Source organism: Mycobacterium sp. ACS4331, from assembly GCF_001667265.1.
Lineage (GTDB): Bacteria > Actinomycetota > Actinomycetes > Mycobacteriales > Mycobacteriaceae > Mycobacterium.
The window spans coordinates 1-23,688 of sequence record NZ_LZHW01000022.1; the positions used below are offsets into that span (position 1 = coordinate 1).

Annotated in this window: 30 protein-coding genes; 8 read left to right on the top strand and 22 right to left on the bottom strand. The window is 68.8% G+C overall.

Translation table 11 applies throughout. The annotated features are described in order from the left end of the window. On the bottom strand, positions 1-1,067 hold a 1,067-nt coding region (locus tag A5727_RS06265), incomplete at its 3' end, for a serine/threonine-protein kinase (RefSeq protein ID WP_157521248.1). A gap of 129 nt (positions 1,068-1,196) precedes the next feature. Between A5727_RS06265 and A5727_RS06270 the strand changes: the two genes are divergently transcribed. From A5727_RS06270 to mmsB, 3 genes are read left to right on the top strand one after another with little or no spacing between them, the layout of a single operon-like run. Beyond that, positions 1,197-2,717: a CoA-acylating methylmalonate-semialdehyde dehydrogenase gene (locus A5727_RS06270; protein ID WP_068246292.1), complete on the top strand. Its 1,521-nt coding sequence runs from the start codon at positions 1,197-1,199 to the stop codon at positions 2,715-2,717. A 10-nt stretch (positions 2,718-2,727) separates the two neighbouring features. Continuing rightward, on the top strand, positions 2,728-3,888 hold the full coding sequence (locus tag A5727_RS06275) for an acyl-CoA dehydrogenase family protein (RefSeq protein ID WP_068246296.1): 1,161 nt from the start codon (positions 2,728-2,730) through the stop codon (positions 3,886-3,888). 12 nt (positions 3,889-3,900) lie between these two features. Next, positions 3,901-4,776, top strand: coding sequence for a 3-hydroxyisobutyrate dehydrogenase (gene mmsB, locus A5727_RS06280; RefSeq protein ID WP_068246298.1), 876 nt, complete (start codon positions 3,901-3,903; stop codon positions 4,774-4,776). Here the strand turns inward: mmsB and A5727_RS06285 are convergent. The 7 genes from A5727_RS06285 to secY form a co-directional block, all read right to left on the bottom strand. After that, complete coding sequence (locus A5727_RS06285; RefSeq protein ID WP_157521249.1) at positions 4,763-5,176, bottom strand: hypothetical protein; 414 nt, start codon at positions 5,174-5,176, stop codon at positions 4,763-4,765. The two genes, mmsB and A5727_RS06285, sit on opposite strands and share 14 nt — an antisense overlap. A gap of 220 nt (positions 5,177-5,396) precedes the next feature. Continuing rightward, positions 5,397-5,900 carry a MarR family winged helix-turn-helix transcriptional regulator gene (locus A5727_RS06290; protein ID WP_068246448.1) on the bottom strand — a complete coding sequence of 168 codons (504 nt, stop codon included), beginning with the start codon at positions 5,898-5,900 and terminating at the stop codon, positions 5,397-5,399. A 20-nt stretch (positions 5,901-5,920) separates the two neighbouring features. Beyond that, entirely contained in the window at positions 5,921-6,673 is a 753-nt protein-coding gene (locus A5727_RS06295) for an anti-sigma factor family protein (RefSeq protein ID WP_068246304.1), read from the bottom strand. After that, positions 6,670-7,161, bottom strand: a complete 492-nt coding sequence (locus tag A5727_RS06300) for a sigma-70 family RNA polymerase sigma factor (RefSeq protein ID WP_068246451.1) — start codon at positions 7,159-7,161, stop codon at positions 6,670-6,672. The genes A5727_RS06295 and A5727_RS06300 overlap by 4 nt, the downstream gene beginning before the upstream one ends. Positions 7,162-7,266: 105 nt before the next feature. Next, positions 7,267-8,073 carry a type I methionyl aminopeptidase gene (gene map / locus A5727_RS06305; RefSeq protein WP_068246307.1) on the bottom strand — a complete coding sequence of 269 codons (807 nt, stop codon included), beginning with the start codon at positions 8,071-8,073 and terminating at the stop codon, positions 7,267-7,269. A 10-nt stretch (positions 8,074-8,083) separates the two neighbouring features. Next, complete coding sequence (locus tag A5727_RS06310) at positions 8,084-8,629, bottom strand: adenylate kinase (RefSeq protein ID WP_068246310.1); 546 nt, start codon at positions 8,627-8,629, stop codon at positions 8,084-8,086. Continuing rightward, positions 8,626-9,951: a preprotein translocase subunit SecY gene (secY, locus tag A5727_RS06315; RefSeq protein WP_068246312.1), complete on the bottom strand. Its 1,326-nt coding sequence runs from the start codon at positions 9,949-9,951 to the stop codon at positions 8,626-8,628. The genes A5727_RS06310 and secY overlap by 4 nt, the downstream gene beginning before the upstream one ends. 278 nt (positions 9,952-10,229) lie before the next feature. Here secY and A5727_RS06320 point away from each other — a divergent pair, with 278 nt between their 5' ends. From A5727_RS06320 to A5727_RS06335, 4 genes are read left to right on the top strand one after another with little or no spacing between them, the layout of a single operon-like run. Continuing rightward, on the top strand, positions 10,230-11,144 hold the full coding sequence (locus A5727_RS06320) for a class I SAM-dependent methyltransferase (RefSeq protein ID WP_068246314.1): 915 nt from the start codon (positions 10,230-10,232) through the stop codon (positions 11,142-11,144). Positions 11,145-11,160: 16 nt separating this feature from the next. Further along, positions 11,161-12,090: an SAM-dependent methyltransferase gene (locus A5727_RS06325; protein WP_068246454.1), complete on the top strand. Its 930-nt coding sequence runs from the start codon at positions 11,161-11,163 to the stop codon at positions 12,088-12,090. Beyond that, entirely contained in the window at positions 12,090-13,007 is a 918-nt protein-coding gene (locus tag A5727_RS06330) for a class I SAM-dependent methyltransferase (RefSeq protein ID WP_068246316.1), read from the top strand. Before A5727_RS06325 ends, A5727_RS06330 begins: the two co-directional genes overlap by 1 nt. Continuing rightward, the gene (locus A5727_RS06335) at positions 13,004-13,915 is read left to right on the top strand and encodes a class I SAM-dependent methyltransferase (protein WP_068246321.1); all 912 of its coding nucleotides are present in this window, start codon (positions 13,004-13,006) and stop codon (positions 13,913-13,915) included. The genes A5727_RS06330 and A5727_RS06335 overlap by 4 nt, the downstream gene beginning before the upstream one ends. A 6-nt stretch (positions 13,916-13,921) precedes the next feature. Here A5727_RS06335 and sppA read toward each other — a convergent pair whose 3' ends face one another. Further along, a complete protein-coding gene (sppA, locus tag A5727_RS06340; protein WP_068246457.1) occupies positions 13,922-15,703 on the bottom strand; it encodes a signal peptide peptidase SppA in 1,782 nt (593 codons plus the stop codon). Positions 15,704-15,768: 65 nt separating this feature from the next. Between sppA and A5727_RS06345 the strand changes: the two genes are divergently transcribed. Further along, on the top strand, positions 15,769-17,001 hold the full coding sequence (locus A5727_RS06345) for a serine hydrolase domain-containing protein (protein WP_068246461.1): 1,233 nt from the start codon (positions 15,769-15,771) through the stop codon (positions 16,999-17,001). 1 nt (position 17,002) lies between these two features. Here the strand turns inward: A5727_RS06345 and A5727_RS06350 are convergent, their stop codons facing one another. The 13 genes from A5727_RS06350 to A5727_RS06410 all read right to left on the bottom strand — a co-directional run bounded on the left by A5727_RS06350 (position 17,003) and on the right by A5727_RS06410 (position 23,686). Beyond that, complete coding sequence (locus A5727_RS06350) at positions 17,003-17,350, bottom strand: DUF732 domain-containing protein (protein ID WP_068246323.1); 348 nt, start codon at positions 17,348-17,350, stop codon at positions 17,003-17,005. A gap of 209 nt (positions 17,351-17,559) precedes the next feature. Further along, positions 17,560-18,009, bottom strand: a complete 450-nt coding sequence (gene rplO / locus A5727_RS06355) for a 50S ribosomal protein L15 (protein WP_068246328.1) — start codon at positions 18,007-18,009, stop codon at positions 17,560-17,562. After that, positions 18,006-18,188, bottom strand: a complete 183-nt coding sequence (gene rpmD / locus A5727_RS06360) for a 50S ribosomal protein L30 (protein WP_068246330.1) — start codon at positions 18,186-18,188, stop codon at positions 18,006-18,008. The genes rplO and rpmD overlap by 4 nt, the downstream gene beginning before the upstream one ends. 2 nt (positions 18,189-18,190) lie before the next feature. Beyond that, positions 18,191-18,889: a 30S ribosomal protein S5 gene (rpsE, locus tag A5727_RS06365; RefSeq protein WP_157521250.1), complete on the bottom strand. Its 699-nt coding sequence runs from the start codon at positions 18,887-18,889 to the stop codon at positions 18,191-18,193. Positions 18,890-18,923: 34 nt separating this feature from the next. After that, positions 18,924-19,331 carry a 50S ribosomal protein L18 gene (gene rplR, locus A5727_RS06370; protein WP_068246335.1) on the bottom strand — a complete coding sequence of 136 codons (408 nt, stop codon included), beginning with the start codon at positions 19,329-19,331 and terminating at the stop codon, positions 18,924-18,926. Positions 19,332-19,333: 2 nt separating this feature from the next. Further along, entirely contained in the window at positions 19,334-19,873 is a 540-nt protein-coding gene (gene rplF, locus A5727_RS06375; protein ID WP_068246337.1) for a 50S ribosomal protein L6, read from the bottom strand. An 18-nt stretch (positions 19,874-19,891) separates the two neighbouring features. After that, positions 19,892-20,290 (bottom strand): 30S ribosomal protein S8, encoded by a 399-nt coding sequence (gene rpsH / locus A5727_RS06380; RefSeq protein ID WP_068246339.1) that lies wholly within the window; start codon positions 20,288-20,290, stop codon positions 19,892-19,894. A gap of 99 nt (positions 20,291-20,389) precedes the next feature. Then, entirely contained in the window at positions 20,390-20,575 is a 186-nt protein-coding gene (locus A5727_RS06385; RefSeq protein WP_068246342.1) for a type Z 30S ribosomal protein S14, read from the bottom strand. 4 nt (positions 20,576-20,579) lie between these two features. Next, positions 20,580-21,143, bottom strand: coding sequence for a 50S ribosomal protein L5 (gene rplE, locus A5727_RS06390; protein WP_068246345.1), 564 nt, complete (start codon positions 21,141-21,143; stop codon positions 20,580-20,582). 4 nt (positions 21,144-21,147) lie between these two features. Continuing rightward, a complete protein-coding gene (rplX, locus tag A5727_RS06395) occupies positions 21,148-21,465 on the bottom strand; it encodes a 50S ribosomal protein L24 (protein WP_068246347.1) in 318 nt (105 codons plus the stop codon). Continuing rightward, entirely contained in the window at positions 21,466-21,834 is a 369-nt protein-coding gene (gene rplN / locus A5727_RS06400) for a 50S ribosomal protein L14 (protein WP_068246349.1), read from the bottom strand. A gap of 245 nt (positions 21,835-22,079) precedes the next feature. Beyond that, positions 22,080-22,970: a formylglycine-generating enzyme family protein gene (locus tag A5727_RS06405; protein ID WP_068246350.1), complete on the bottom strand. Its 891-nt coding sequence runs from the start codon at positions 22,968-22,970 to the stop codon at positions 22,080-22,082. A gap of 5 nt (positions 22,971-22,975) precedes the next feature. Beyond that, entirely contained in the window at positions 22,976-23,686 is a 711-nt protein-coding gene (locus A5727_RS06410; protein WP_068246352.1) for a DcrB/PsbP domain-containing protein, read from the bottom strand. Positions 23,687-23,688 lie beyond the last annotated feature (2 nt).

A 23,688-nucleotide genomic window follows, 5' to 3' on the forward strand; every position in this document is an offset into this window, starting at 1 on the left:
CCCCCCCCCCCCGCCCGGCCCGCCCCCCGCCGGGGGGGGCCCCCCCCCCCGCCCCCCCCCCCCCCGGGGGGGGGGCCCCCCCCCCCCCCGCGCGGGCGCGGGGCGGGGGGCGCGGGCCCCGGGGCCGGGGGTGGGCCGGGAGGCGGTGGTGGGGTGTTCCAGGGCGCCGTGGGCGCGACCGGGGGTGGCACGGTCCCTGACCCGGGACCCGGCCCCGAGCCCATCGCCGCCGCCCCGCCCTGCAGCACTGCCGCGACCGCATCGGTGAACTCGCGGGCGGTCTGGAAGCGCTCGTCGGGGTTCTTCGCCATTCCCCGGGCGAAGACCGCGTCGATCGCGGGTGGCAGATGTGGCACGTGGTCGGTCAGCCTCGGGATGGGCTGATAGAGGTGCGCGGCCATCACGGCGTGCATGCCGCCGGCCGAGGCGTACGGCGTCTTTCCCGCCAGCAGCATGAACAGCGAGCACGCCAGGGCGTAGATGTCGGCGCGGCCGTCGATGCGACCGCCTGACAGCGACTCGGGCGCGGCGTAGGCGACGGTCGCCATGACCGTCCCGGTCATCGTCAGGTTCTCGCTGTCATCGAGCGCGCGGGCGATGCCGAAGTCGGCGAGCAGCGCGCGCTCACCGTCGGGGTCGAGCAGGAAGTTGGCGGGTTTGACGTCGCGGTGCACCAGGTTGCGCCGGTGCGCGTAGTCGAGGGCCTTGGCCACGTCGCCGATGATCGCCACGGCCCGGGTCACCGTCATGCGGTTCTCCTGCAGTTCCTTGAGCGCGTCGCTGCCCGCGACGTACTGCATGGCGATCCACAGGTGGCCGTCGTCGCTCTCACCGCGGGTGTAGACGGTGACGATGTTCGGGTGGTCCAGCGTGGCGGCCAGGTCGGCCTCGCGCTGGAAACGGGTGCGGAAGGCGGGGTCGCTGGACAGCTCGCCGCCGAGCACCTTGAGCGCGTCCTGGCGTGGCAGCACCGGGTTGGCGGCCAGGTAGACCGTGCCCATTCCGCCGGCGCCGAGAACCCGCAGGATGCGATACCCCGACACCAGGGTGCCTTCGCTGAATGCCATCGACGTTCAGCTTATTGGGCTGGCGCGCCACCGCACGACGTTGCCGCGATCGGACTCTTGCATCGGCCCGAACCGATTTACTAGGATATCCAAGTATCTCCTCCGTCACCGACTTCCCTGGGACTTCTCATGACCACACAGATTCCGCATTTCATCGACGGTCGCCGCAGCGCGCTCGCCTCGACGCGCACCGCCGACGTGTTCAACCCCAGCACCGGTGAGGTGCAGGCACAGGTGCTGCTGGCGTCGGCCGCCGACGTCGACACCGCAGTGGCCTCGGCCGTCGAGGCGCAGAAGGAGTGGGCCGCCTGGAACCCTCAGCGTCGCGCCCGCGTGATGATGAAGTTCATCGACCTGGTCAACCAGAACTCCCAGGAACTGGCCGAACTGCTCTCCATCGAACACGGCAAGACCGTCGCCGACTCGCTGGGCGACATCCAGCGCGGCATCGAGGTCATCGAGTTCGCCATCGGCATCCCGCACCTGCTCAAGGGTGAGTTCACCGAGGGCGCCGGCACCGGCATCGACGTCTACTCGATCCGCCAGCCGCTGGGCGTCGTCGCGGGCATCACGCCGTTCAACTTCCCGGCGATGATCCCGCTGTGGAAGGCCGGCCCCGCGCTGGCATGCGGTAACGCCTTCATCCTCAAGCCCTCGGAGCGCGACCCCTCGGTCCCGGTGCGGCTGGCCGAGTTGTTCCTCGAGGCCGGCCTGCCCGCCGGCGTGTTCCAGGTGGTCCAGGGCGACAAGGAGGCCGTCGACGCCATCCTGACGCACCCCGACATCCAGGCCGTCGGCTTCGTCGGCAGCTCGGACATCGCGCAGTACATCTACTCCACGGCCGCGGCCCACGGAAAGCGCTCGCAGTGCTTCGGCGGCGCCAAGAACCACATGATCGTCATGCCCGACGCCGACCTCGACCAGGCGGTCGACGCCCTGATCGGCGCCGGCTACGGCAGCGCCGGTGAGCGCTGCATGGCCATCAGCGTCGCCGTGCCGGTGGGCAAGGAGACTGCGGACCGCCTGCGTGCGCGCCTCGTCGAGCGCGTGAACCAGCTGCGGGTGGGCCACAGCCTGGACCCCAAGGCCGACTACGGCCCGCTGGTCACCGGCGCCGCGCTGGAACGCGTCCGGGACTACATCGGGCAGGGCGTCGAGGCCGGTGCCGACCTCGTCGTGGACGGCCGCGAGCGCGCCACCGACGAGCTGACCTTCGACGACCAGAGTCTCGAGGGCGGCTATTTCATCGGCCCCACCCTGTTCGACCACGTCACCACCGACATGTCGATCTACACCGACGAGATCTTCGGGCCGGTGCTGTGCATCGTCAGGGCGGAGACCTACGAGGAGGCCCTGAGCCTGCCCACCGAGCATGAGTACGGCAACGGCGTGGCGATCTTCACCCGCGACGGCGACACCGCCCGTGACTTCGTCTCACGGGTGCAGGTCGGCATGGTGGGCGTCAACGTCCCGATCCCAGTTCCGGTGGCCTACCACACCTTCGGCGGCTGGAAGCGGTCCGGCTTCGGCGATCTCAACCAGCACGGCCCCGCGTCGATCCAGTTCTACACCAAGGTCAAGACCGTCACCGAGCGGTGGCCGTCGGGCATCAAGGATGGCGCGGAGTTCGTCATCCCGACGATGAAGTAGGTCGGGAATCGTGTTCGAGCTGGACGACGACGAGCGCGTGATCGCCGAGACGGCGGCCGCGTTCGCCGCCAAACGCCTTGCGCCGCACGCGTTGGACTGGGATGCCGAGAAGCACTTCCCGGTCGACGCGCTGCGCGAGGCGGCGGAACTGGGCATGGGCGCCATCTACTGTTCCGAGGACGTCGGAGGAAGCGGGCTGCGTCGCCTGGACGCGGTCCGCATCTTCGAGGAGCTCGCGGCGGCCGATCCGGCCATCGCGTCCTTCATCTCCATCCACAACATGTGCGCCTGGATGGTGGACACCTACGGCACGCTGGAACAGCGCAAGCAGTGGGTGCCGAAACTGGCGTCGATGGAGAGCATCGCCAGCTACTGCCTGACCGAACCGGGCGCCGGATCGGACGCCTCGGCGCTGCGCACGCGCGCCGTCCGCGACGGTGACTCCTACGTACTCGACGGCGTCAAGCAGTTCATCTCGGGTGCCGGGACCTCCGATCTCTACGTGGTGATGGCCCGCACCGGAGGCGAAGGCCCGCGCGGCATCTCGGCGTTCGTCGTCGAAAAGGACACGCCCGGACTCAGTTTCGGACCCAACGAGGCCAAGATGGGGTGGAACGCGCAGCCCACCGCCCAGGTCATCTTCGAGAAGGTGCGGGTTCCTGCCGACGCCCTGCTGGGTGGCCCCGAGGGCGAGGGAACCGGCTTCGGCATCGCGATGAACGGGCTCAACGGTGGTCGCATCAACATCGCGGCCTGCTCCCTCGGCGGTGCCCGCACCGCGTTCGAGAAGGCCGCGGCCTACGTGCGGGACAGGGAGGCGTTCGGCGGTTCGCTGATCGACGAGCCCACCATCAGGTTCACCCTCGCCGATATGGCGACGGCCCTGGAGACATCCCGGATCATGTTGTGGCGCGCCGCATCCGCGCTCGATGCCGGGGCGGCCGACAAGGTCGAGCTGTGCGCCATGGCCAAGCGTTACGTCACCGACTCGTGTTACGACGTCGCCGACTCCGCACTCCAGCTGCACGGCGGATACGGATACCTCAAGGAATACGGGCTGGAGAAGATCGTCCGGGATCTGCGGGTGCACCGAATCCTGGAGGGCACCAACGAAATCATGCGTGTGGTCATCGGACGGGCCGCCGCGGCCCGGGCCCGCGCCAGTGCATAGAAGGGATCCATCGTGACCACTGTCGCTTTCCTGGGACTCGGGCATATGGGCGGCCCGATGGCCGCCAACCTGACCGGCGCCGGCCTCGCCGTGCACGGCTTCGACCCCGTGGCCGCGCTCAAGGACGCGGCCGCCGCCAACGGCGCGTCGGTGTTCGACAGCGGCGCGGCCGCCGTGGCCGACGCCGACGTCGTGATCACCTCACTGCCCAACGGCGCGGTGGTCAAGTCGGTCTACGCCGAGATCCTGCCCGCGGCCAAGTCGGGTGCGCTGCTGATCGACACGTCGACCATCTCGGTCGACGACGCCCGCGAGATCCATCAGCAGGCCACCTCGGCCGGCCTCGCGCAGATCGACGCGCCCGTCTCGGGTGGCATCAAGGGCGCGACGGCGGGCACGCTGGCGTTCATGGTCGGCGGCGACTCCGCCGACGTCGATCGGGCTCGCCCGATCCTGGATCCCATGGCGGGCAAGATCATCCACTGCGGCGCCTCGGGCGCCGGCCAGGCCGCGAAACTGTGCAACAACATGGTGCTCGCGGTGCAGCAGATCGCGGTGGGCGAGGCGTTCGTCCTCGCCGAGAAGCTCGGCCTGCCCGCACAGTCCCTGTTCGATGTCATCACCGGCGCGACCGGCAACTGCTGGGCCGTGCACACCAACTGCCCTGTCCCCGGCCCCGTTCCGACGTCACCGGCCAACAACGATTTCAAGCCCGGCTTCGCCACGGCGTTGATGAACAAGGACCTGGGCCTGGCGATGGATGCCGTGAAGTCAAGCGGATCGACCGCGCCGCTGGGCACCCATGCCGCAGAGATCTACGCCGCGTTCAACGAGGAGCACGCCGACTTGGACTTCAGCGCCGTCATCGAACTGCTCAGGCGGGGCTAGACCGGATCACCCCGGTGCTCACCCAGTCGGGTCGGCCTTCGCGTCGGCCGACCCGATTGGCCGCTGCGGCCACCGGTTCGACGACCGTCGACAGCAGGACCACGAGTCCGACGGCCGCGACGGTCAGCGCCGCGACGCGACGGTCGGCCACCAGCGTGGCGCACTCCCCCGCATAGTCGCTTGCGACGAACGCCGGCCCCGACAACGCCCGCTGCTGGGCGTTGAGGGCATCCATGCGCTGCGCGGCCGAGGTGTCCTCGTTCCACCCGGTGCCGCAGGCGATCCGGAATCCGCCACGGTCCACCGCACCGAGCTGCAACGGCAGACACAGCGCCAGCAGTGCCCCGAGCACCGCGGCCGCGCCGAGCAGCCTCAGACCCGTGAACAACGGTCGTCTCACCCCACGAACCCCAGACATCTAGCGAACCCCTCTACGTAGCTCCCTGCGGAACCGCAGCCGGAGCCAGCAACGTGACGTCACAGGACTTTATGCAAACCAACGGGTTTTTTCCAGCCATTGGCGAATAATGTGACCGGCCACTCACCCGTAGAACCAGGATCTGGCAGTGTGCTCAGCTACCTGTTCGCGAAGCGTTCATCCGCAGTTCACGAACGGGTCGTCAGAAGTCGCCCGCATGCCGGCGCAACGTCTCGATCGAACCCGACAGCGCGGCGGTCTCCTCGGGCGAGATTCCGATGTCGGCGAACACCTTCTCGTTCAACGTCACGGTCGCGTCCTCCACGGTGGAGCGGCCGAGGTCTGTGATCTCCACCAGCGTGGTGCGACCGTCGGTCGGATGCGGCACCCGCCGCACCAGCCCGCCGGCCTCCAACCGCCGGATGGCATGCGTGACGCTCGTGACGTGCACCTGAAGGCGGTCCGAGGCCTTGGTGATCGGCAGCGCGCCGTTGCGGCTGAAGGCCAGCAGCCTCAGCAGTTCGAACCGAGAGAAGCTCAGATCGTATGGGCGCAGCGCGTTCTCGACCCGGGCCAGCAGGATCTGATGGGCGCGCATGACCGAGGTGACCGCCACCATGCCGTCGGCGACATCACCCCAGCCGGCCCGCTCCCAATTGAAGCGGGCCTGCGCGATCGGATCGGGCGGCTCGGCGGTCTCGGCCATCCGCACATTCATACCCCATGTCACAGGGTGCGCTGCAACAACACGTCCCCGGTGTCGGCCGCGACGATCTGCACCGAGGCGATCTGGTCCATCGGCATCGACGTGCTGGCACTCGGCAGCGCCGTCGCGGCCGGCAGGGCCCGCCAGGTCGCCAACCGCGTCCTGCTGCCGTCGCGCCCGACCGCCACCACCGCCAGGGTGTCACCGGTGTCGTCGGCGTCGTGCCCCTTCGACTCGGCGGTCCAGTCGTGATAGGTGCATTCGAGCTGAATGTGCGTGCCCCAGTCTCGGCTCGACAACGCGACCGTGGCCTCGAACTCCGAGGCCACCACAGGCGTCATCGGCATGGCTTCGGCCGTGTCGACGGCCCCGGAGTCGCCGGAGCCGAAGACATCCGAGCGCAGCGTCACGAACACCGCCAACAGCAGCGCGACGGCCGCGACTGTGGCCACCGCGGCCGTGGCCAGCCGGATCCGACGCCGGCGCGCCCCCACCTTCGCCAGCAGGTTGTCCAGGAGCCGTTCGGGAGGCGCTGGGGCCGCCATGAGCGTGCCGCAGTCGCCGGCCGCGGCCACCGCCTCGCGATCCAGCAGCGCCAGCAGCGCCGGCATGCCGCTGATGGCCGACACCGCGTCCCGGCAGCCCCCACAAACCGCAAGGTGGCGTTCGTACTCGTGGCGTTGCGCACTCGACAACGAACCCAGGACGTAGGCGGCGTCCCACAGTTCGTACGGATCGGCACCGGTCCCGTGCGCGCCGGCGTCGGCGGTCATCGAGTCACCCCCATCTCCTGCAGTGTCAGGCGAAGCGCCCGCACCGCGTAGTGCAGTCGCGATTTCACAGTCCCCTCAGCGATGTCGAGATCGGCGGCGATCTGCGCCGTGGTCCAGCCCTGGAAGTAGGACCGCCGGATCACCGCGCGATGCTCGTCGGACAACCGCGCGAGCGCATCGCCCACCAGCAGCCGATCCAGCGCGGCGTTCACCTCCGCGGCACCGGGACCCTCCGGTTCGGGCGCCGACTCCAGCGAGGTGACCTCGCGGCGGAATCGGGCGCTGCGTCGTTCGTCGATGATCATGTTCCTGGCCACGGTGAACAACCAGGCCCGCGCCGACCGCTCCCCGTCCTGGGTCACCTCGGGATGCTGCCAGGCCCGCAGCAGCGTCTCCTGCACGACGTCCTCGGCCCGGGACCGGTCGCCGGTCAGGTGCACGGCATAACGCCACAGCGCGGCGGCGTGCTCGTCGTAGAGCACCCGCATGAGCTCAGGCTCGGGATCATCCTGGTCATACACCGTGTCACCAACCTCTCGCCGGTGAAACGAGACCGGTGAGCTATCGGTTCAAGTGTGCGCCTGCTCAGGTGATCAACCCAGCGGCAAAGTGAGGATCCTCGGCCCGTCCTCGGTGACCGCGACGGTGTGCTCCCAGTGCGCGGCCCGCGATCCGTCGGTGGTGACGACGGTCCAGTCGTCATCGAGAACCTCGGTGTGGACGGTGCCGAGTGTGAGCATCGGTTCGATGGCCAGCACCGAGCCGGGCTCCAGGTACGGCCCGCGACCGGGGCGGCCCTCGTTGGGCAGGAACGGATCCATGTGCATGCTGCGGCCGATGCCGTGCCCGCCGTAGCCCTCGACGATGCCGTATCTGCGGCCGTACTTGACCTCGGCGGCGCGTGTGCCCCGCTCGATGGCGTGCGAGACGTCGGTCAGCCGGTTGCCGGGCAGCATGGCCGCGATACCGGCCTCCATCGAGTCACGGGTCGCCGCCGAGAGCGCCTCGTCGGCCGGGATCAGCTCACCGATCCCGAACGTGACCGCGGAGTCGCCATGCCAGCCGTCGACGATCGCTCCGCAGTCGATCGACACCAGGTCACCCGGGGCAAGCACCTCCGACGACGACGGGATCCCGTGGACGACGCGGTCGTTGACCGACGAGCAGATGGTCGCCGGGAAGCCGTGATATCCGAGGAACGAGGGGGTGCCACCACCGTCGCGGATCACCTGCTCGGCGATCTCGTCGAGGTCCTTGGTGGTCATGCCGGCAGCCGCGGCGCCGCGCACGGCGTTCAGCGCCGCAGCGACCAGACCACCCGCCACGGCCATGGCGTCGAGCTCGGCCGCGCTCCGCTGCGGGACCACCTTGCGACCCCGCAGGCCCGGGAGCGAAACCATGAAGAACCGCCTAGATGCCGAGCGCCGTGAGGGCGCGCGCGAAGACCTCGTCCAGCGCGCCGACGGCGTCGACCGTCTTGACGGCGTCGCCGTAGTGATCGAGCAGCGGTGCGGTCTCATCGCGGTAGACCCGCATCCGGTTGCGGATGACGTCCTCGGTGTCGTCGGCGCGACCGCGGCCCTTGAGCCGAGCCACCAGTTCGTCCTCGGGGACCCGGAACTCCAGCACGGCGTCGAGCGCCAGGCCACGCTTGGCCAGCATCTCGGCCAGCGCCTCGGCCTGCTCCACCGAACGGGGGTAGCCGTCGAGGATGAAGCCGTTGGCCGCATCCGCGTCGTCGAGCCGATCGTCCACCAGCGCGTTGGTCAGCGCCGCGGGTACGAGGTTGCCTGCGTCCAGGTACTTCTTGGCTTCCAGACCCAGTTCGGTCTCGTTGCTGATGTTGTGCCGGAACAGGTCGCCGGTCGAGATCTGCGGGACGCCGAGCTTCTCCGCGAGCTTGACCGCCTGGGTCCCCTTGCCCGCACCGGGCGGACCGAGCAAAACGATTCTCACTTCAGGAACCCTTCATAGTTGCGCTGCATCAGCTGGCTTTCGATCTGCTTCACGGTGTCGAGGCCGACACCGATCATGATGAGCACCGCGGTACCGCCGAACGGCAGGTTCTGGACGCCGCCGCCGCTGCCCATCTCGAGGAACAGGTTGGGCAGGACCGCGATGACACCGAGGTAGATCGATCCCGGCAGGGTGATCCGGCTCAGGACGTACCGCAGGTAGTCCGCGGTGGGCCGGCCGGGTCGGATGCCGGGGATGAAGCCGCCGAACTTCTTCATGTTGTCGGACTGCTCGTCGGCGTTGAACGTGATCGACACGTAGAAGTACGTGAAGAAGATGATCAGACCGAAGTAGACGGCGATGTAGATGGGATCGGCCGGGTTGGTCAGGTGCTCGGCGATGAACTTGTTCCACCACCCGTTGCTGGCCTCGGTCCGCCCGCTCTGGATCAGCTGCGTGATCAGGTTGGGGATGTAGATCAGCGAGGACGCGAAGATCACCGGGATGACGCCGGCCTGATTGACCTTCAAAGGCAGGTAGGTCGAGGTGCCGCCGTACATGCGCCGACCGACCATGCGCTTGGCGTACTGCACCGGGATCCGGCGCTGGCCCTGCTCGACGAAGACCACGCCGACGATGATGATGAACGCCGCGACACACACGAGCGTGAAGACCATGCCGCCGCGGCCGTCGAGGATCGACTTGCCCTCGGCGGGGATCCGGGCCGCGATGCCGGCGAAGATCAGCAGCGACATGCCGTTGCCGATGCCGCGCTCGGTGACCAGCTCGCCCATCCACATCACCAGGGCCGCACCCGCGGTCATGACGATGACGATCACGACCAGGTTGAAGATGCTCTGGTCAGGGATGATGTCGAGCGTGCAGCCCTGCAGCAGGCCGCCGTTGGCCGCCAGCGCGACGATCGAGGTGGCCTGCAGGATGGCCAGCGCGATCGACAGATAACGCGTGTACTGCGTCATCTTGGCCTGACCGGCCTGCCCCTCCTTGCGAAGCTGCTCGAAACGCGGGATGACCACCGTCAACAGCTGAACGATGATGCTCGCGGTGATGTAGGGCATGACGCCGACCGCGAAGACCGCCAACTGGAGCAGAGCGCCGCCCGAAAAGAGGTTGATCAGCGAGTAGATCTGGCCCGAGTCGCCACCGCTGACCTGCTCGATGCACTGCTGGACATTGCTGTAGTTGACACCGGGTGAGGGCAGCGAGGCACCGGCGCGATAAAGGATCACGATGCCCAGCGTGAAAAGGATCTTGCGCCTCAGGTCGGGTGTCCGCAGCGACGAGATGAAAGCTGAGAGCACTCTTCCTCCTGGGCAGCCGACGGGTGCCGACGGCGTGCCGATGGGGCTGACTTGTATCCGGCTAAGCCAGCGACGGGTTTGTCCATTTCAGACGCGCCGAATCCGGCGGCGTCCAGCAGTCTACGAGAGTAACAGTTGGTCTTGGTACGGCCCGCATCGCGCACGTGTCACCGCGCCGCGCGCGTCGGGTTCCACAGCATTCCCTCAGTTCGGCGGGCGTAGGCTCGAATCAGCTCGTTAAACAGCCTAATGATATTCGGTTCAAAGGACTCCCCCACATGCCACGCACTGAGAACGACACCTGGGATCTGGCCTCCAGCGTGGGGGCCACCGCCACCATGGTGGCCGCGGCCCGCGCGGTGGCCAGCCGCGGAGAACATGCGGTGATCGACGATCCGTTCGCCGAACCCCTGGTCCGTGCCGTGGGCGTCGACTTCTTCACGCGCCTGGCCAGCGGTGAACTCGCTCCCGCCGACCTCGACACCGAGGAGTCACCGGCCGGCATGCGCCGATTCGCCGATGCGATGGCCGCCCGCACCCGCTTCTTCGACGACTTCTTCATCGACGCCGGGCAGGCGGGCATTCGCCAGGCCGTGATCCTGGCCTCGGGCCTGGACGCCCGCAGTTTCCGCCTCGCGTGGCCCGCGGGGACCGTGGTCTTCGAGATCGACCAGCCCGAAGTCATCGCCTTCAAGACCGAGACGCTGACGGGACTGAACGCCGCACCGACCGCCCAGCTGCGGCCCGTCGCCGTGGACCTGCGCGCCGACTGGCCCACGGCCCTGCGGGAGGCGGGGTTCGACACCAGCGCCCCGACCGCCTGGATCGCCGAGGGACTGCTGGGCTACCTGCCTCCGGACGCCCAGGACCGGCTGCTGGATCAGATCACCGCGCTCAGCGCGCCGGGGAGTCGCTTCGCCGCCGAGAGCGTCCCCAGTCATTCCGGTGACGACGACGAGACTCAGGATCGGATGAAGGCCTCGACCGATCGCTGGCGCGAACACGGCTTCGACATCGACTTCTCGGAGTTGGTGTTCCTCGGCGAGCGAGCCGAGGTCTCGGAGTATCTGCGGACCCACGGGTGGGCCACCACTGCCACCAAGGCCAAGGACCTGCTGCCCCGGTACGGATTGGCCCCGCTGGAACCCGACGAGCCCTTCGGCGAGATCACCTACGTCAGCGCCGCCCGGTGAGAGCACGGTGAGCCCGGTGTCGCGGTCCGACGCCGACAGTTGGGATCTGGCGTCGAGTGTGGGCGCCACGGCCACGATGGTCGCCGCGGCGCGCGCCCTGGCGTCCGCGGATCCCGATCCGCTCATCGACGATCCGTACGCCGCCGATCTGGTGCGCGCGGTCGGCATCGACTTCTTCACCAGACTCGTCGACGGCACCCTGGACTTCGGAGACGAGCGCAGTGCCGCGGCGGTGCGGCTCATGGTCGACGCCATGGCGGTGCGCACGCGTTTCTTCGACGACTTCTTCCTCGGCGCCGGTTGGGCCGGGGACGGCCCGCAGGTCCGGCAGGCCGTCATCCTGGCCTCCGGACTGGACTCGCGGCCGTACCGGTTGGACTGGGCCCCCGGCACCGTCGTGTACGAGATCGACCAACCGCAGGTCCTGGCGGCCAAGGCCGCCGCCATGTCCGAGTTGGGCGCCACGCCTGCCGCCGCGCACCGTGCGGTGGCGGTCGACCTGCGCGACGACTGGCCGGCGGCCCTGTGTGACAGCGGGTTCGACGCCAGCGCAGCCGCGGCGTTCAGCGCCGAGGGTCTGCTGATGTACCTGCCGCCGGACGCCCAGGACCGGCTGTTCGACGACATCACCGCATTGTCGGCAGCCGGCAGTCGCATCGCCACCGAGTTCCACGGCGGTGACTTCGGCGCGAGCCTGGCCGAACGCACGCAGGGGCTCACCGGGGCCTGGCAGGCCGACGGCTTCGACCTCGACCTGGGCAACCTGATGTACCCCGGGGAGCGCAGCAACGTCGTGGACTACCTTCGGGAGCGAGGTTGGCAGGTGCGCACCCGTGATCGTGCCGACGTCTACCGCGACTACGGAAAACAGTTCTCCACCGACGAGCTCATGGCCCCACTGCGCAACTCGGTGGCAGTGACCGCGATCCGCGACCAGGAGAGGTGATGGCCCGCACCGACGACGACACCTGGGACTTGGCCTCCAGCGTGGGTGCCACCGCGACGTCGGTGGCGGCCTCCCGCGCGTTCGCCACCCGGCAGCCCGAGCCGCTGATCACCGATCCCTACGCGCAGGTGCTGGTCAAGGCCGTCGGCATTCCGCATTTCACCCGCGTCGCCGACGGTGACATCGACTTCGACAGCGATCCGCTGTTCGACGGCCGGACGATGTGCGAGCAGATCGCGGTGCGCACCCGGTTCTTCGACGACTTCCTCACCAGTGCGACGCAGGCCGACGACGGACCCGGCATTCGGCAGGTGGTGATTCTGGCCTCGGGACTGGACACCCGCGCCTACCGACTGCCGTGGCCCGCGGGCACGGTGGTCTTCGAGATCGACCAGCCACCCGTCATCGACTTCAAGACCCGCGTTCTCGACGACGCCGGAGCCACGCCGGCCGCCGAGCGCCGCACCGTGGGCGTCGACCTGCGCCACGACTGGCCGAGGGCGTTGCGCGAGGCGGGTTTCGACCCGGACCGCCCGACCGCGTGGATCGCCGAGGGACTGCTCATCTACCTGCCGCCCGACGCTCAGGACCGGCTGCTTGACGCCGTCTCGGCACTGTCGGCACCCGGGAGTCGGCTGGCCACCGAGCACATGGATGCGCGCGCACTCAACGGCGACTGGGCCAAGGCACTGACCGAGCGCAGCCGCAGGCACGGCAGCGACATCAGGCTCGACGAACTCTTCTACACCGGCGAACGCGTGTCGGCCGCCGACCATCTGGCCGCCCTCGGCTGGCACACCACGATCGAGACGACGCGCGAGGCCTACCGCGCCAACGGCTTCAACCCGCCGGCCGAGGAACTGCTCGGCATGATCGGCGATTCCGGCTATCTCACCGCGACACTGGAGCGCTCATGACCCGCACCCCCGACGACTCCTGGGACCTGGCCTCCAGTGTGGGGGCCACCGCCACGATGGTGGCCGCCGCACGCGCACTGGCCAGTGCCGCACCCGATGCGCTGATCCACGACCCGTTCGCCGCTCCCCTGGTGCGCGCGGTCGGAATCGAGTTCTTCACGCGCATGATCGACGGCGACCTGGACCTGACCGCGTTCCCGAACGGATCCCCGGAGCGTGTCCAGGCGCTGATCGACTCGATGGCCGTGCGCACCAGGTTCTTCGACGACTGCTGCACCTCGGCCGCCGAGTCCGGCGTGCGCCAGTTCGTCATCCTGGCGTCGGGACTGGACTCACGGGCCTACCGGCTCGACTGGCCGGACGGCACAGTGGTCTACGAGATCGACCAACCCGACGTGATCGAGTTCAAGTCCCGCGCCCTGGCCGACCTCGGTGCGCAGCCCACCGCCGACCGCCGCACTGTGGCGATCGACCTGCGCGACGACTGGCCGTCGGCGCTGCGGGCCGCCGGTTTCGACGCGGGCGTCCCGACCGCATGGCTGGCCGAGGGACTGCTGATCTACCTTCCGGCCGAGGCCCAGGATCGGCTGTTCGACCAGATCACCGCGCAGTCCGTGCCGGGAAGTGCGGTCGCCACCGAATACGCGCCGGGCATCATGGATTTCGATGCCGAGAAGGCGCGCGAGATGTCGGAATCGCTGCGCGCCCAGGGCCTCGACCTCGACATGTCCTCGTTGGTCTACGCCGGGCAGCGCAGCCACGTGATGGAGTATCTCGGCAGCCTCGGCTGGCACGTCACGGGAACACCGCGCAACGACCTGCTCACCCGGGCCGGACGACCGCTGCCCCCGGTCGACGACAACGACGCGCTCGGCGAGATCGTCTACGTCAGCGCGCAGTTCGGCTAGCCCCGGTCAGTACCGGCGCTCGCCCAGCCACAGCGCGTTCACCCCGGTCAGCTGACGCTGCGCGGAGTCCACACCCGCAGCCAGCCCGCGAACCACCACCGCAGCGGCCGCCTCCGACAGCGACGCCGCGGGTCGTGAGGACGGCTTGGGGCGCAGCATCTCCCGCACCGATGAACCTGGGAAGCTGACGACTTTGGCCTTCACGTCGGGATCCAGCCCGGCGAGGATCTTGGCCCGGCGGACCGCGGTGCGCAGTCCCCCCAGCTCGTCGACCAGACCGTGCTCGTGCGCGTCGGCGCCCGTCCAGACCCGCCCGCGGGCCACCTCGTGCACGGACTCCACGGTCATACCGCGGCCCTCGGCCACCCGGTCGATGAAGTCGGAGTACAGCAGATCCGTCTCGGCCTCCACGCGCTCCCGCTGCTGATCGGTGAACGGGGCGTTCACCGACCACGCGTCGGCGTTGTCGTTGGTCCGCACGACATCGAAGCCGACACCCAACCGGTCCTTGAGATCTCGCGCGATGAGCTTGCCGGTGATCACCCCGATCGACCCGGTGATCGTGCCGGGGTTGGCGACGATCTCGTCGGCGGCCATCGAGACGTAGTAGCCGCCGGACGCGGCCACCGATCCCATCGACGCCACCACGGGCTTGCCCGCCTCGCGGGCGCGGACCACCTCACGCCAGATGGTCTCGGACCCGCTCACCGAACCGCCGGGGCTGTCGACTCGCAGGACGATGGCGGCGATTCGGTCGTCGGCGACCGCCTCGCGCAGGGCCGCGGCAATCGTGTCACCGCCGGCACTGGCGCTGCCGATCGGAAACATCTGGCGGCCACCGCGACCGCTCACGATCTGCCCGGCCACCGTCACCACCGCCACCGCAGCCGGACTCCGCCGACCCGGCACCGGGACCTTCGGCAGCTCGGGTCGACCGGTCCTGGCGTACCGGGCGAGGTAGAGCCGCGGCGGCGCGTCCTCGCCGTCCGGCGGAACCCCTTCGGCTCCAACCAGTTCGGCGATTCGCGCGTAGGCCTCGTCCCGGAAGCCGATCCGGTCGACCAGGCCCGCGGCCACCGCGTCGTCCCGCAGCAGCGGAGCCCGGTCGGCCAGCGCATTCACCGTGGCGACGTCCAGTCCGCGTGCCGCCGCCACGGCCTCCCACACCTGGGCGGCCAGGCTCTCGACCATCCGCGCGTCGGCTTCGCGGTGCGCCTCGGTGTAGCCGTCCTCGGTGAAGATGTTGGCCGCCGACTTGTATTCGCCGCGCGCGATGAACTGCGCCTCGATGCCGGCCTTGTCGAACGCGTCACGAAGGAACAGCGGACTGGTCGCGAAGCCGATCAGTCCGACGGTGCCCGACGGTTGCATCCACACCTCACCGAAGGCCGAAGCCAGGTGGTAGGACAGCGTGCCGGGGTACGTCTCCGCCCACGCCAGCGAGGGCTTCTTGGCGGTGAACTCGATGATGGCCTCCCGCAGCTCCTGGACCGCCCCGGGCGGTGCGGCGGTCATCTGCACACGGGCGATCAACCCGGCCACCCGATCGTCGTCGGCGGCACGGTGGATCGCGGCGACGGTCTCGCGCAGGGTCAGCGGCCGATCCGCCCCGGTGATCGCCGAGAGCATCGCCAACGGGTCGAAGCCCAGGGTCTCCGGCGGCGCGTGCTGGAGGTCCAGTTCCAGGACGCACTTGTCGGGCACACCGTGATGACGGGCGGTGTCGACCCGGCGCACCAGGGCGCGGACGTCGTCGGGACCGGGCACGCCGGGCAGGAAGGAGAACATGAATTCGAGCGTACCGACGCTGCGCATCGCCGCCACGGGACATAATCCCGGCTCAGGAGGTGACCATGGGGTTCACGGTGCAGGTCTCACCGGAGCTGATCGGCGGGGACGCCGACGAGGGGTACGGCCGGGTGGCCGATGCCTTCCGCGCGAATTTCGCCGCGGGCCGAGAAGTGGGCGCCGCGTTGACGGTCTACCGCGACGGGGCCAAGGTCGTCGACCTGTGGGGCGGATACCGCGACGGCGTGGCGAAGTCGCGGTGGCGCCCGGACACCATGGTGAACACCTTCTCGACGACGAAAGGGATTGCGGCGCTGACGATGGCGCACGCGGTCTCACACGGGCTGCTCGAGTACGACGCACCGATGAGCCGATACTGGCCCGCGTTCGGCCGCAACGGCAAGGACACCACGACGGTGCGCCAGCTGCTGGCACATCAGGCCGGGCTGTGCGCCCTGCGACCCGTACCCACCCTCGCCGACGTCGCCGATCCCGAACGCCTCGAACCCATCCTGGCGGCGCAGCGCCCGGCCTGGACTCCGGGCACCCGGCACGGGTACCACGCCGTGACGCTGGGATGGTTTGAGTCAGAACTGATTCGCCGCACCGATCCGCAGGGCCGGACCCTGGGCCGCTACTTCGCCGACGAGGTCGCCGCGCCCCTCGGCGTGGATTACCACATCGGGCTCGGCAGCGACGTCGACCGCGACCGCATCGCCTTCATCCACGGCTGGCCGCGCAGCGAGGCGCTGCTCAACGCCCGCAGCCTGCCCGCGGCCACACTGCTGAACTCGATGAACCCGTTCGGGCTCTTCGCCCGCACGGCGGGCATACCGGCCGGGGTCAACCCCTACCGCAGCGACTACAACCGCGACGACGTCCGCGGCGTCGAGATCCCCTCGGTCAACGGCACCGGCACCGCACGCGCCGTCGCACGCCTGTACGGCACCGCGGCCACGGGCGGACATCAGGCCGGCATCAGCGTCGACACGCTGGCGGCCCTGCAGGAACCGCCGCAGCCGCCGTCGGGAGGCACCCGCGACAAGGTGCTGGGCATCCACACCGCGTACTCGCTGGGATTCAGCAGGCCCAATTCGGCGCTGGTGTTCGGCTCCTCGGATCGCGCATTCGGCACGCCCGGACTCGGCGGGTCATTCGGGTTCGCCGACCCCGACACCGGAATCGGCTACGGATACGTGATGAACCGACTCGGTTTCCACCTCGTCAGCGATCCTCGCGAACTGGCACTGCGCCAGGTGTTGTTCCGCGATGTGCTGGGCGCCCGCCCGCAGAGTTGACTCAGCGGCCGATGACCGACCCGTGCTGGGGGCAGTAGACCACGACCGAGGCACGCATCAGGCCGACTGCCTGGCCACGCTCGAGGCCGCTGTTGCGCAGGGTGGTGATCACGCCGCGCACGGTCGGCACGGGATTGACGTTGCTGGCCAGACCCTTGTCGAGCAGGTCGCAGACACCGCGCCCGACCTCGGGCACGTCCACATTCGGGCCGAACGGGATGTTGAGTGACTTCACGGCGGCGGCGAACTGCTCGTCCTGGGTGTCGGCCGCGGCAGGCCCCGCCGCCACAACCCCGGCGGCCATCACCACGGCCGCCAGCGCGGCTGCGGTGCGTCGGCGGCGAAACATGGCTCCTCCTTGGATTTCTCGATAGGCAGTCTAACCACGTCGCCCGGAGTTCCGCCGTGCGAGTGCGGCTCTACGGGTGTACACCGAAATCTCGACCGGAAGCGTTACATCGCATCGTGGTTGCGACCTGCCCGCGGTCCCCGGTCCCTGCCCCTGGAACGCAGTCAGCCCCCGACACCACGAGGGTGCGGGGGCTGACAGAGCGTGTTCTAGGCCAGTTCGGTGGCGCTGCCGCCGGCGGCCGTGATGGCCTCGCGGGCGGAGCCGCTGAACTTGTGCGCCGACACGTCGACCTTGGTGGTCAGCTTGCCGTCGCCCAGCACCTTCACCAGGGTGTTCTTGCGAACCAGGCCCTTGGCCACCAGTTCGTCGACACCCACCGTGCCGCCCTCGGGGAACGCCTTGTTCAGGTCGCCCACGTTGACGACGGCGTACTCGGTGCGGAACCGGTTGCGGAAGCCCTTGAGCTTCGGCAGCCGCATGTGGATGGGCATCTGGCCACCCTCGAAGGTCACCGGCACGTTCTTCCGCGCCTTGGTGCCCTTGGTGCCGCGACCAGCGGTCTTGCCCTTGGAGCCCTCACCGCGACCCACGCGGGTCTTGGCCTTCTTGGAGCCGGGGGCCGGCCTCAGATCGTGGAGCTTGATGACTTCGCTCATTTGACTTCCTCCACCTCGACGAGATGGTGAACGACGCGGATCAGACCGCGCGTCTGCTCGTTGTCCTCACGGACCACCGACTGGCGGATCTTCCGCAAGCCGAGAGTACGCAGGCTCTCCCGCTGCTTCCAGCGTGCGCCGATGATGCCGCGCACCTGGGTGATCTTCAGTTCAGCCATGACTAGTTGCTTCCTTCACGCGCTGCGGCCGCGGCCAGCGCCTCGCTCTCGCGACGTGCACGCAGCATGGAAGCCGGCGCGACGTCCTCGATGGGCAGGCCACGACGGGCCGCCACCTCTTCGGGCCGCTGCAGCAGCTTCAGCGCGGCAACGGTGGCGTGCACCACGTTGATCGCGTTGTCGCTGCCCAGCGACTTGGCCAGCACGTCGTGCACGCCGGCGCATTCCAGCACCGCGCGGCACGCGCCACCGGCGATGACACCGGTACCGGGGCTGGCCGGACGCAGCATGACCACGCCCGCGGCCGCCTCACCCTGCACCGGGTGGGTCACCGTGCCGCCGATCAGCGGGACGCGGAAGAAGTTCTTACGAGCCTCTTCGACGCCCTTGGCGATCGCGGCAGGCACCTCTTTGGCCTTGCCGTAGCCGACACCGACCATGCCCTTGCCGTCGCCGACGATCACCAGCGCCGTGAAGCTGAACCGGCGACCGCCCTTGACCACCTTGGACACGCGATTGATCGTGACCACGCGCTCGAGGTAGTTGCTCTTGTCGCCACGGTCGTCGCGGCCACGGCCGCCACGGTCGTCACGACGACCCCGACGGTCGTCGCGGCCCGAGCCGCGGTTGTCGCGCTCGTCATTACGGCTGCCGGCAGTGGGGGCGCCGGTCTCCGGGGTGCCCGAAGTCTGCTCCGCCATCATGCGGTCCTTCCGTTGTTGAAAAAGTCAGTCATCAGAACTCCAGCCCTCCCTCACGGGCGGCGTCGGCCAGTGCCGCGATCCGGCCGCCGTAGGTGTATCCACCACGGTCGAACACGACGGTGTCGATGCCGGCGGCCTTGGCGCGCTCGGCGATCAGCTGACCGACCCGCACACTCTGGGCCTTCTTGTCGCCCTCGACCGAACGCACGTCGGCCTCGATCGAGGACGCGGCGGCCAGCGTGGTGCCGGTCAGGTCGTTCACGAGCTGCACGTGGATGTGCCGCGACGACCGGTTGACCACCAGGCGGGGACGCTCGGCGGTGCCGTGCACCTTCTTGCGCAGCCGGGCGTGCCGACGGATCCGCGCGGTGCGCCGCGTGGCAGAGATGTTCTGCCCGACGGGCTGATGCTTCTTCTCAGTCTGCGTTGCTTGAGCCATAGCTACTTACCTGTCTTTCCGACCTTGCGGCGGATCTGCTCACCCTCGTAGCGGATGCCCTTGCCCTTGTAGGGGTCGCTCTTCCGCAGGCGGCGAATGTTGGCCGCGATCTGGCCGACTTTCTGCTTGTCGATGCCGGAGATCGAGAACTTCGTCGGGGTCTCGACCGCGAAGGTCACACCCTCTGGAGCGGTGATCAGCACCGGATGGCTGTAGCCCAGGGCGAACTCGAGGTCGCTGCCCTTGGCCACCACGCGGTAACCGACACCGAAGATCTCCATCTTCGTGGTGTAGCCCTCGGTGACACCGGTGACCAGGTTGGCGATCAGCGTCCGCGAGAGCCCGTGCAGGCTGCGGTTACGCCGGTCGTCGTCCGGACGGGTGACCACGATGGCACCGTCGTCGTCGCGCGAAACCGCGATGGGCTCGGCGACCTCAAGCGACAGCGTGCCCTTCGGGCCCTTGACGGACAGGTTCTGTCCGTCGATCGAGATGTCGACTCCGGCGGGAACCGGAACCGGCTGCTTACCAATTCGAGACATGTCTTAATCCGCCTTCCGCTACCAGACGTAAGCGAGGACTTCGCCGCCCACGCCCTGTCGTGCTGCCTGGCGGTCGGTGAGCAGACCCGAGGACGTGGAGATGATCGCCACGCCCAGGCCGCCGAGCACCCGAGGCAGGTTGGTGGATTTCGCGTACACCCGCAGACCGGGCTTGGACACCCGGCGGAGGCCGGCGATGCTGCGCTCGCGGCTGGGGCCGTACTTGAGTGAGACGACCAGCGACTTGCCCACGCGGGCATCCTCGGTCCGGTAGTCGTTGATGTAACCCTCGCTCTTGAGGATCTCGGCGATGTTGGCCTTGATCTTCGAGTGCGGCAGGGTCACCTCGTCGTGGTACGCCGAGTTGGCGTTGCGCAGACGCGTCAAGAAGTCTGCGATCGGATCCGTCATTGTCATGACAGGTGTGTCACCTTCCTCGCGGCGGTTCCCGGTCCGAGTTGAACCCGGGCAGGCCTACCGCGCCCTTCTAAAAGTTGGTCTGTTCGGCCTGGTCGCTTACCAGCTGGACTTCTGCACGCCGGGCAGCTCACCTGCGTGCGCCATCTCGCGCAGGCAGATGCGGCACAGCCCGAACTTGCGGTAGACCGCGTGGGGCCGGCCGCACTTGTTGCAGCGGGTGTAGGCACGCACCGCGAACTTCGGCTTCTTGTTGGCCTTGTTGATCAGAGCCTTCTTTGCCATCTGCTCAGTTCTCCTTGAACGGGAAGCCGAGGGCCCGCAGCAGCGCGCGACCTTCGTCGTCGTTGGTCGCCGAGGTGACGACGGTGATGTCCATACCGCGCGGGCGGTCGATGGAGTCCACGTCGATCTCGTGGAACACCGACTGCTCGGTGAGGCCGAAGGTGTAGTTGCCGGTGCCGTCGAACTGCTTGGGGCTCAGCCCACGGAAGTCGCGGATACGGGGCAGCGAGATCGAGATCAGCCGGTCGAGGAACTCCCACATCCGGTCGCCGCGCAGCGTGACGCGCGCGCCGATCGGCATGCCCTCGCGGAGCTTGAACTGCGCGATGGACTTGCGGGCCTTGCGGATCTCCGGCTTCTGGCCCGTGATCAGGGTCAGGTCGTTGACGGCGCCGTTGATCAGCTTGGCGTCGCGGGCGGCGTCACCGACACCCATGTTGACGACGACCTTCACCACGCCCGGGATCTGCATCACGTTGGCGTAGTTGAACTCTTTGTTGAGCGCGTCCTTGATCTCTTCGCGGTAGCGCTGCTTCAGCCGGGGCTGAACCTTTTCTGCCGTGGTCATCTGACTAAATATCCTTGCCGTTGGTCTTGGCGATGCGGACGCGCTTGCCGCTCTCCTCATCGGTGCGGTAGCCGACGCGGGTGGGCTTACCGTCCGAGTCGACGACCATCACGTTGGAGACGTGAATCGGCGCCTCCTGGGTGACGATGCCGCCCGACGATGCGCCGCGCTCATTCGCCGACACAGGGGTGTGCTTCTTGATGCGGTTGACGCCCTCGACCAGGACCCGGTTGCGGGTCGGGTACGCCTGCAGGACCTTGCCCTTGGCACCCTTGTCCTTGCCGGAGACGACGAGGACGGTGTCGCCCTTGTGGATCTTCATTTACAAAACCTCCGGAGCCAGCGAGACGATCTTCATGAAGCGCTTCTCACGCAGCTCGCGACCGACCGGCCCGAAGATGCGGGTGCCGCGCGGATCGTTGTCGGCCTTGATGATCACGGCCGCGTTCTCATCGAACTTGATGTAGCTGCCGTCGGCCCGACGACGCTCCTTGACCGTGCGCACGATGACGGCCTTCACGACGTCACCCCGCTTCACGTTGCCGCCGGGGATGGCGTCCTTGACGGTGGCCACGATGACATCACCGATGCCGGCGTAGCGCCGCGACGAGCCGCCGAGCACGCGGATGCACAAGATCTCCTTGGCGCCCGTGTTGTCGGCGACCTTCAGCCGCGATTCCTGCTGAATCACTCGATCTCCTCAGACCTGAATTGTTCGTGTGCACGACAGAGGACCTGCCTGTCCGATAATCGTTACTCGGGCAGGCGAAATAACCTGACATGCGCGGTCTCTGTCACCGAAGGGCACGCGGGGCCAACAGACATAGGCACATCTGTCAGCCGAGGTCTGCCCACGGCAACCCCTAGAGTCTAGGTGACGAGCCGGTCAGCACCAAATCGCCGCAGTTCGGGCCCGTGCCGGGCCGCCGGCGGGCGTCACACCACGCAGCGGAAGCCGATGTGCGTCGTCGCGCTGTCCTGCGACTGCGGCGAGCGGGCCGCGGGTCGATAGCGATGGCAGTACTCGGGTGCGCACAGATGCGAACCGCCCTTGAGTGCCTGGTTGACGGCCGGATCCGCGCGCTGCTGCTGCGGGTCGGCGGACGGGGTGCAGCAGCCCTTCCCGCCCACCCCCACCCGGTGGTGCGCCGAATACACCGTCGTCGTCCACTCCCACACATTCCCGATCATGTCGACCAGGCCGAATGCGTTGGCCGGGAAGGCACCGACGGGGGACGTGCCCACCCAGCCCAGCGCGCCGTCGTTGCGGTACGGGAACCGGCCCTGCCAGGTGTTGGCCATCAGCATCCCGCCGGGTGCCGCGTCGTCGCCCCATGCGTAGGTGCCGGTCGAGCCGGCGCGCGCGGCGTACTCCCATTCGGCCTCGGTGGGCAGCCGCCGGCCCGCCCAGGCCGCATAGGCGCACGCGTCCGGGTAGGCGACCTGCACCACCGGGTGATCGTCGCGGCCGTCGAGCGAACTGTGCGGACCGAACGGGTGACGCCAGCTCGCGCCGGGCACCCAACGCCACCACTGCCGCCAATCGCGCAGGTCGACAGGGCCCTCGGTGGGGGTGAACACGAGCGCCCCGGGCGCCAGGTCGGCCTCTGCCACGCCCGGGTAGTCGACGGGGTCGAGCGGACGCTCGGCGAGCGTGAGGTACCCGGTGGCAGCGACGAACTCGGCGAACTGCGCGTTGGTCACCGGATGCCGTTCGACGGCCAACGGGCCCACGGTCACGGTGTGGATCGGCGCCTCGTCCGGGTAGAAGCTCGTCGACCCCATCCGGAAGGTGGCGCCGGGCAGGTGGACCAACTCAGACAGCATCGGGTTCAGGGTATGACGATCGGGAAGTCGGCCAGCAGCGTGTCTTTCGCTGCGGCCAGGCCGGCGGAGTCGTTGGGCCCCTGCAGATGGATGGTGACCAGGTAGTTGCCGGTGTTGGTCCAGATGTGCGTGATCCGGTTCGCGAAGTCGATGCCCTCACCCGGTGCGTCGGCCCACGTCCCGAACAGTCGCTGACCGCTGAAGCCACAGAACTGGGCGGGCAGCGTGTTGACCACCGAGAAGTCCGACCGGGCGAACAGTTCGTCGTTGTACTCGGTGAACGCCTCGGCCGGTTCGAGTCCGGTCCGCACGATCGTCACCTCACCCGAGGTGCCCTCCGGGCCCGTCAGCGTCAGCGCGGTGTCGCCCTGCCCCGGCGCCGACGACCACCCCGCGGGCACGGTGATGGTGATCCGGGGCGCCGCGGGATCGGACACCGAGGCACGAGTGGCCTCCCCGGCGCCGGCCGGGGTCGGCATACAGATCAGCGCGTTGGGCGGGATGCGGTCCGGCGACGTGGGCACCACGCCCGGAACCTCAGACGACGCAGATGTGGTCGACCCCGTGGCCGCGGGAGGCACGGCATCGGTCGTCGAGGTCACCGCGTTCGGCTCAACGCTGCTGGTGGCCACCGCCGTCCCCCCGGACGGCTGCGAGCACGCCGACACCGCGAGCACGGCGGACACCGCGGCGACGACCCCTCTCCCCCTCGACACCG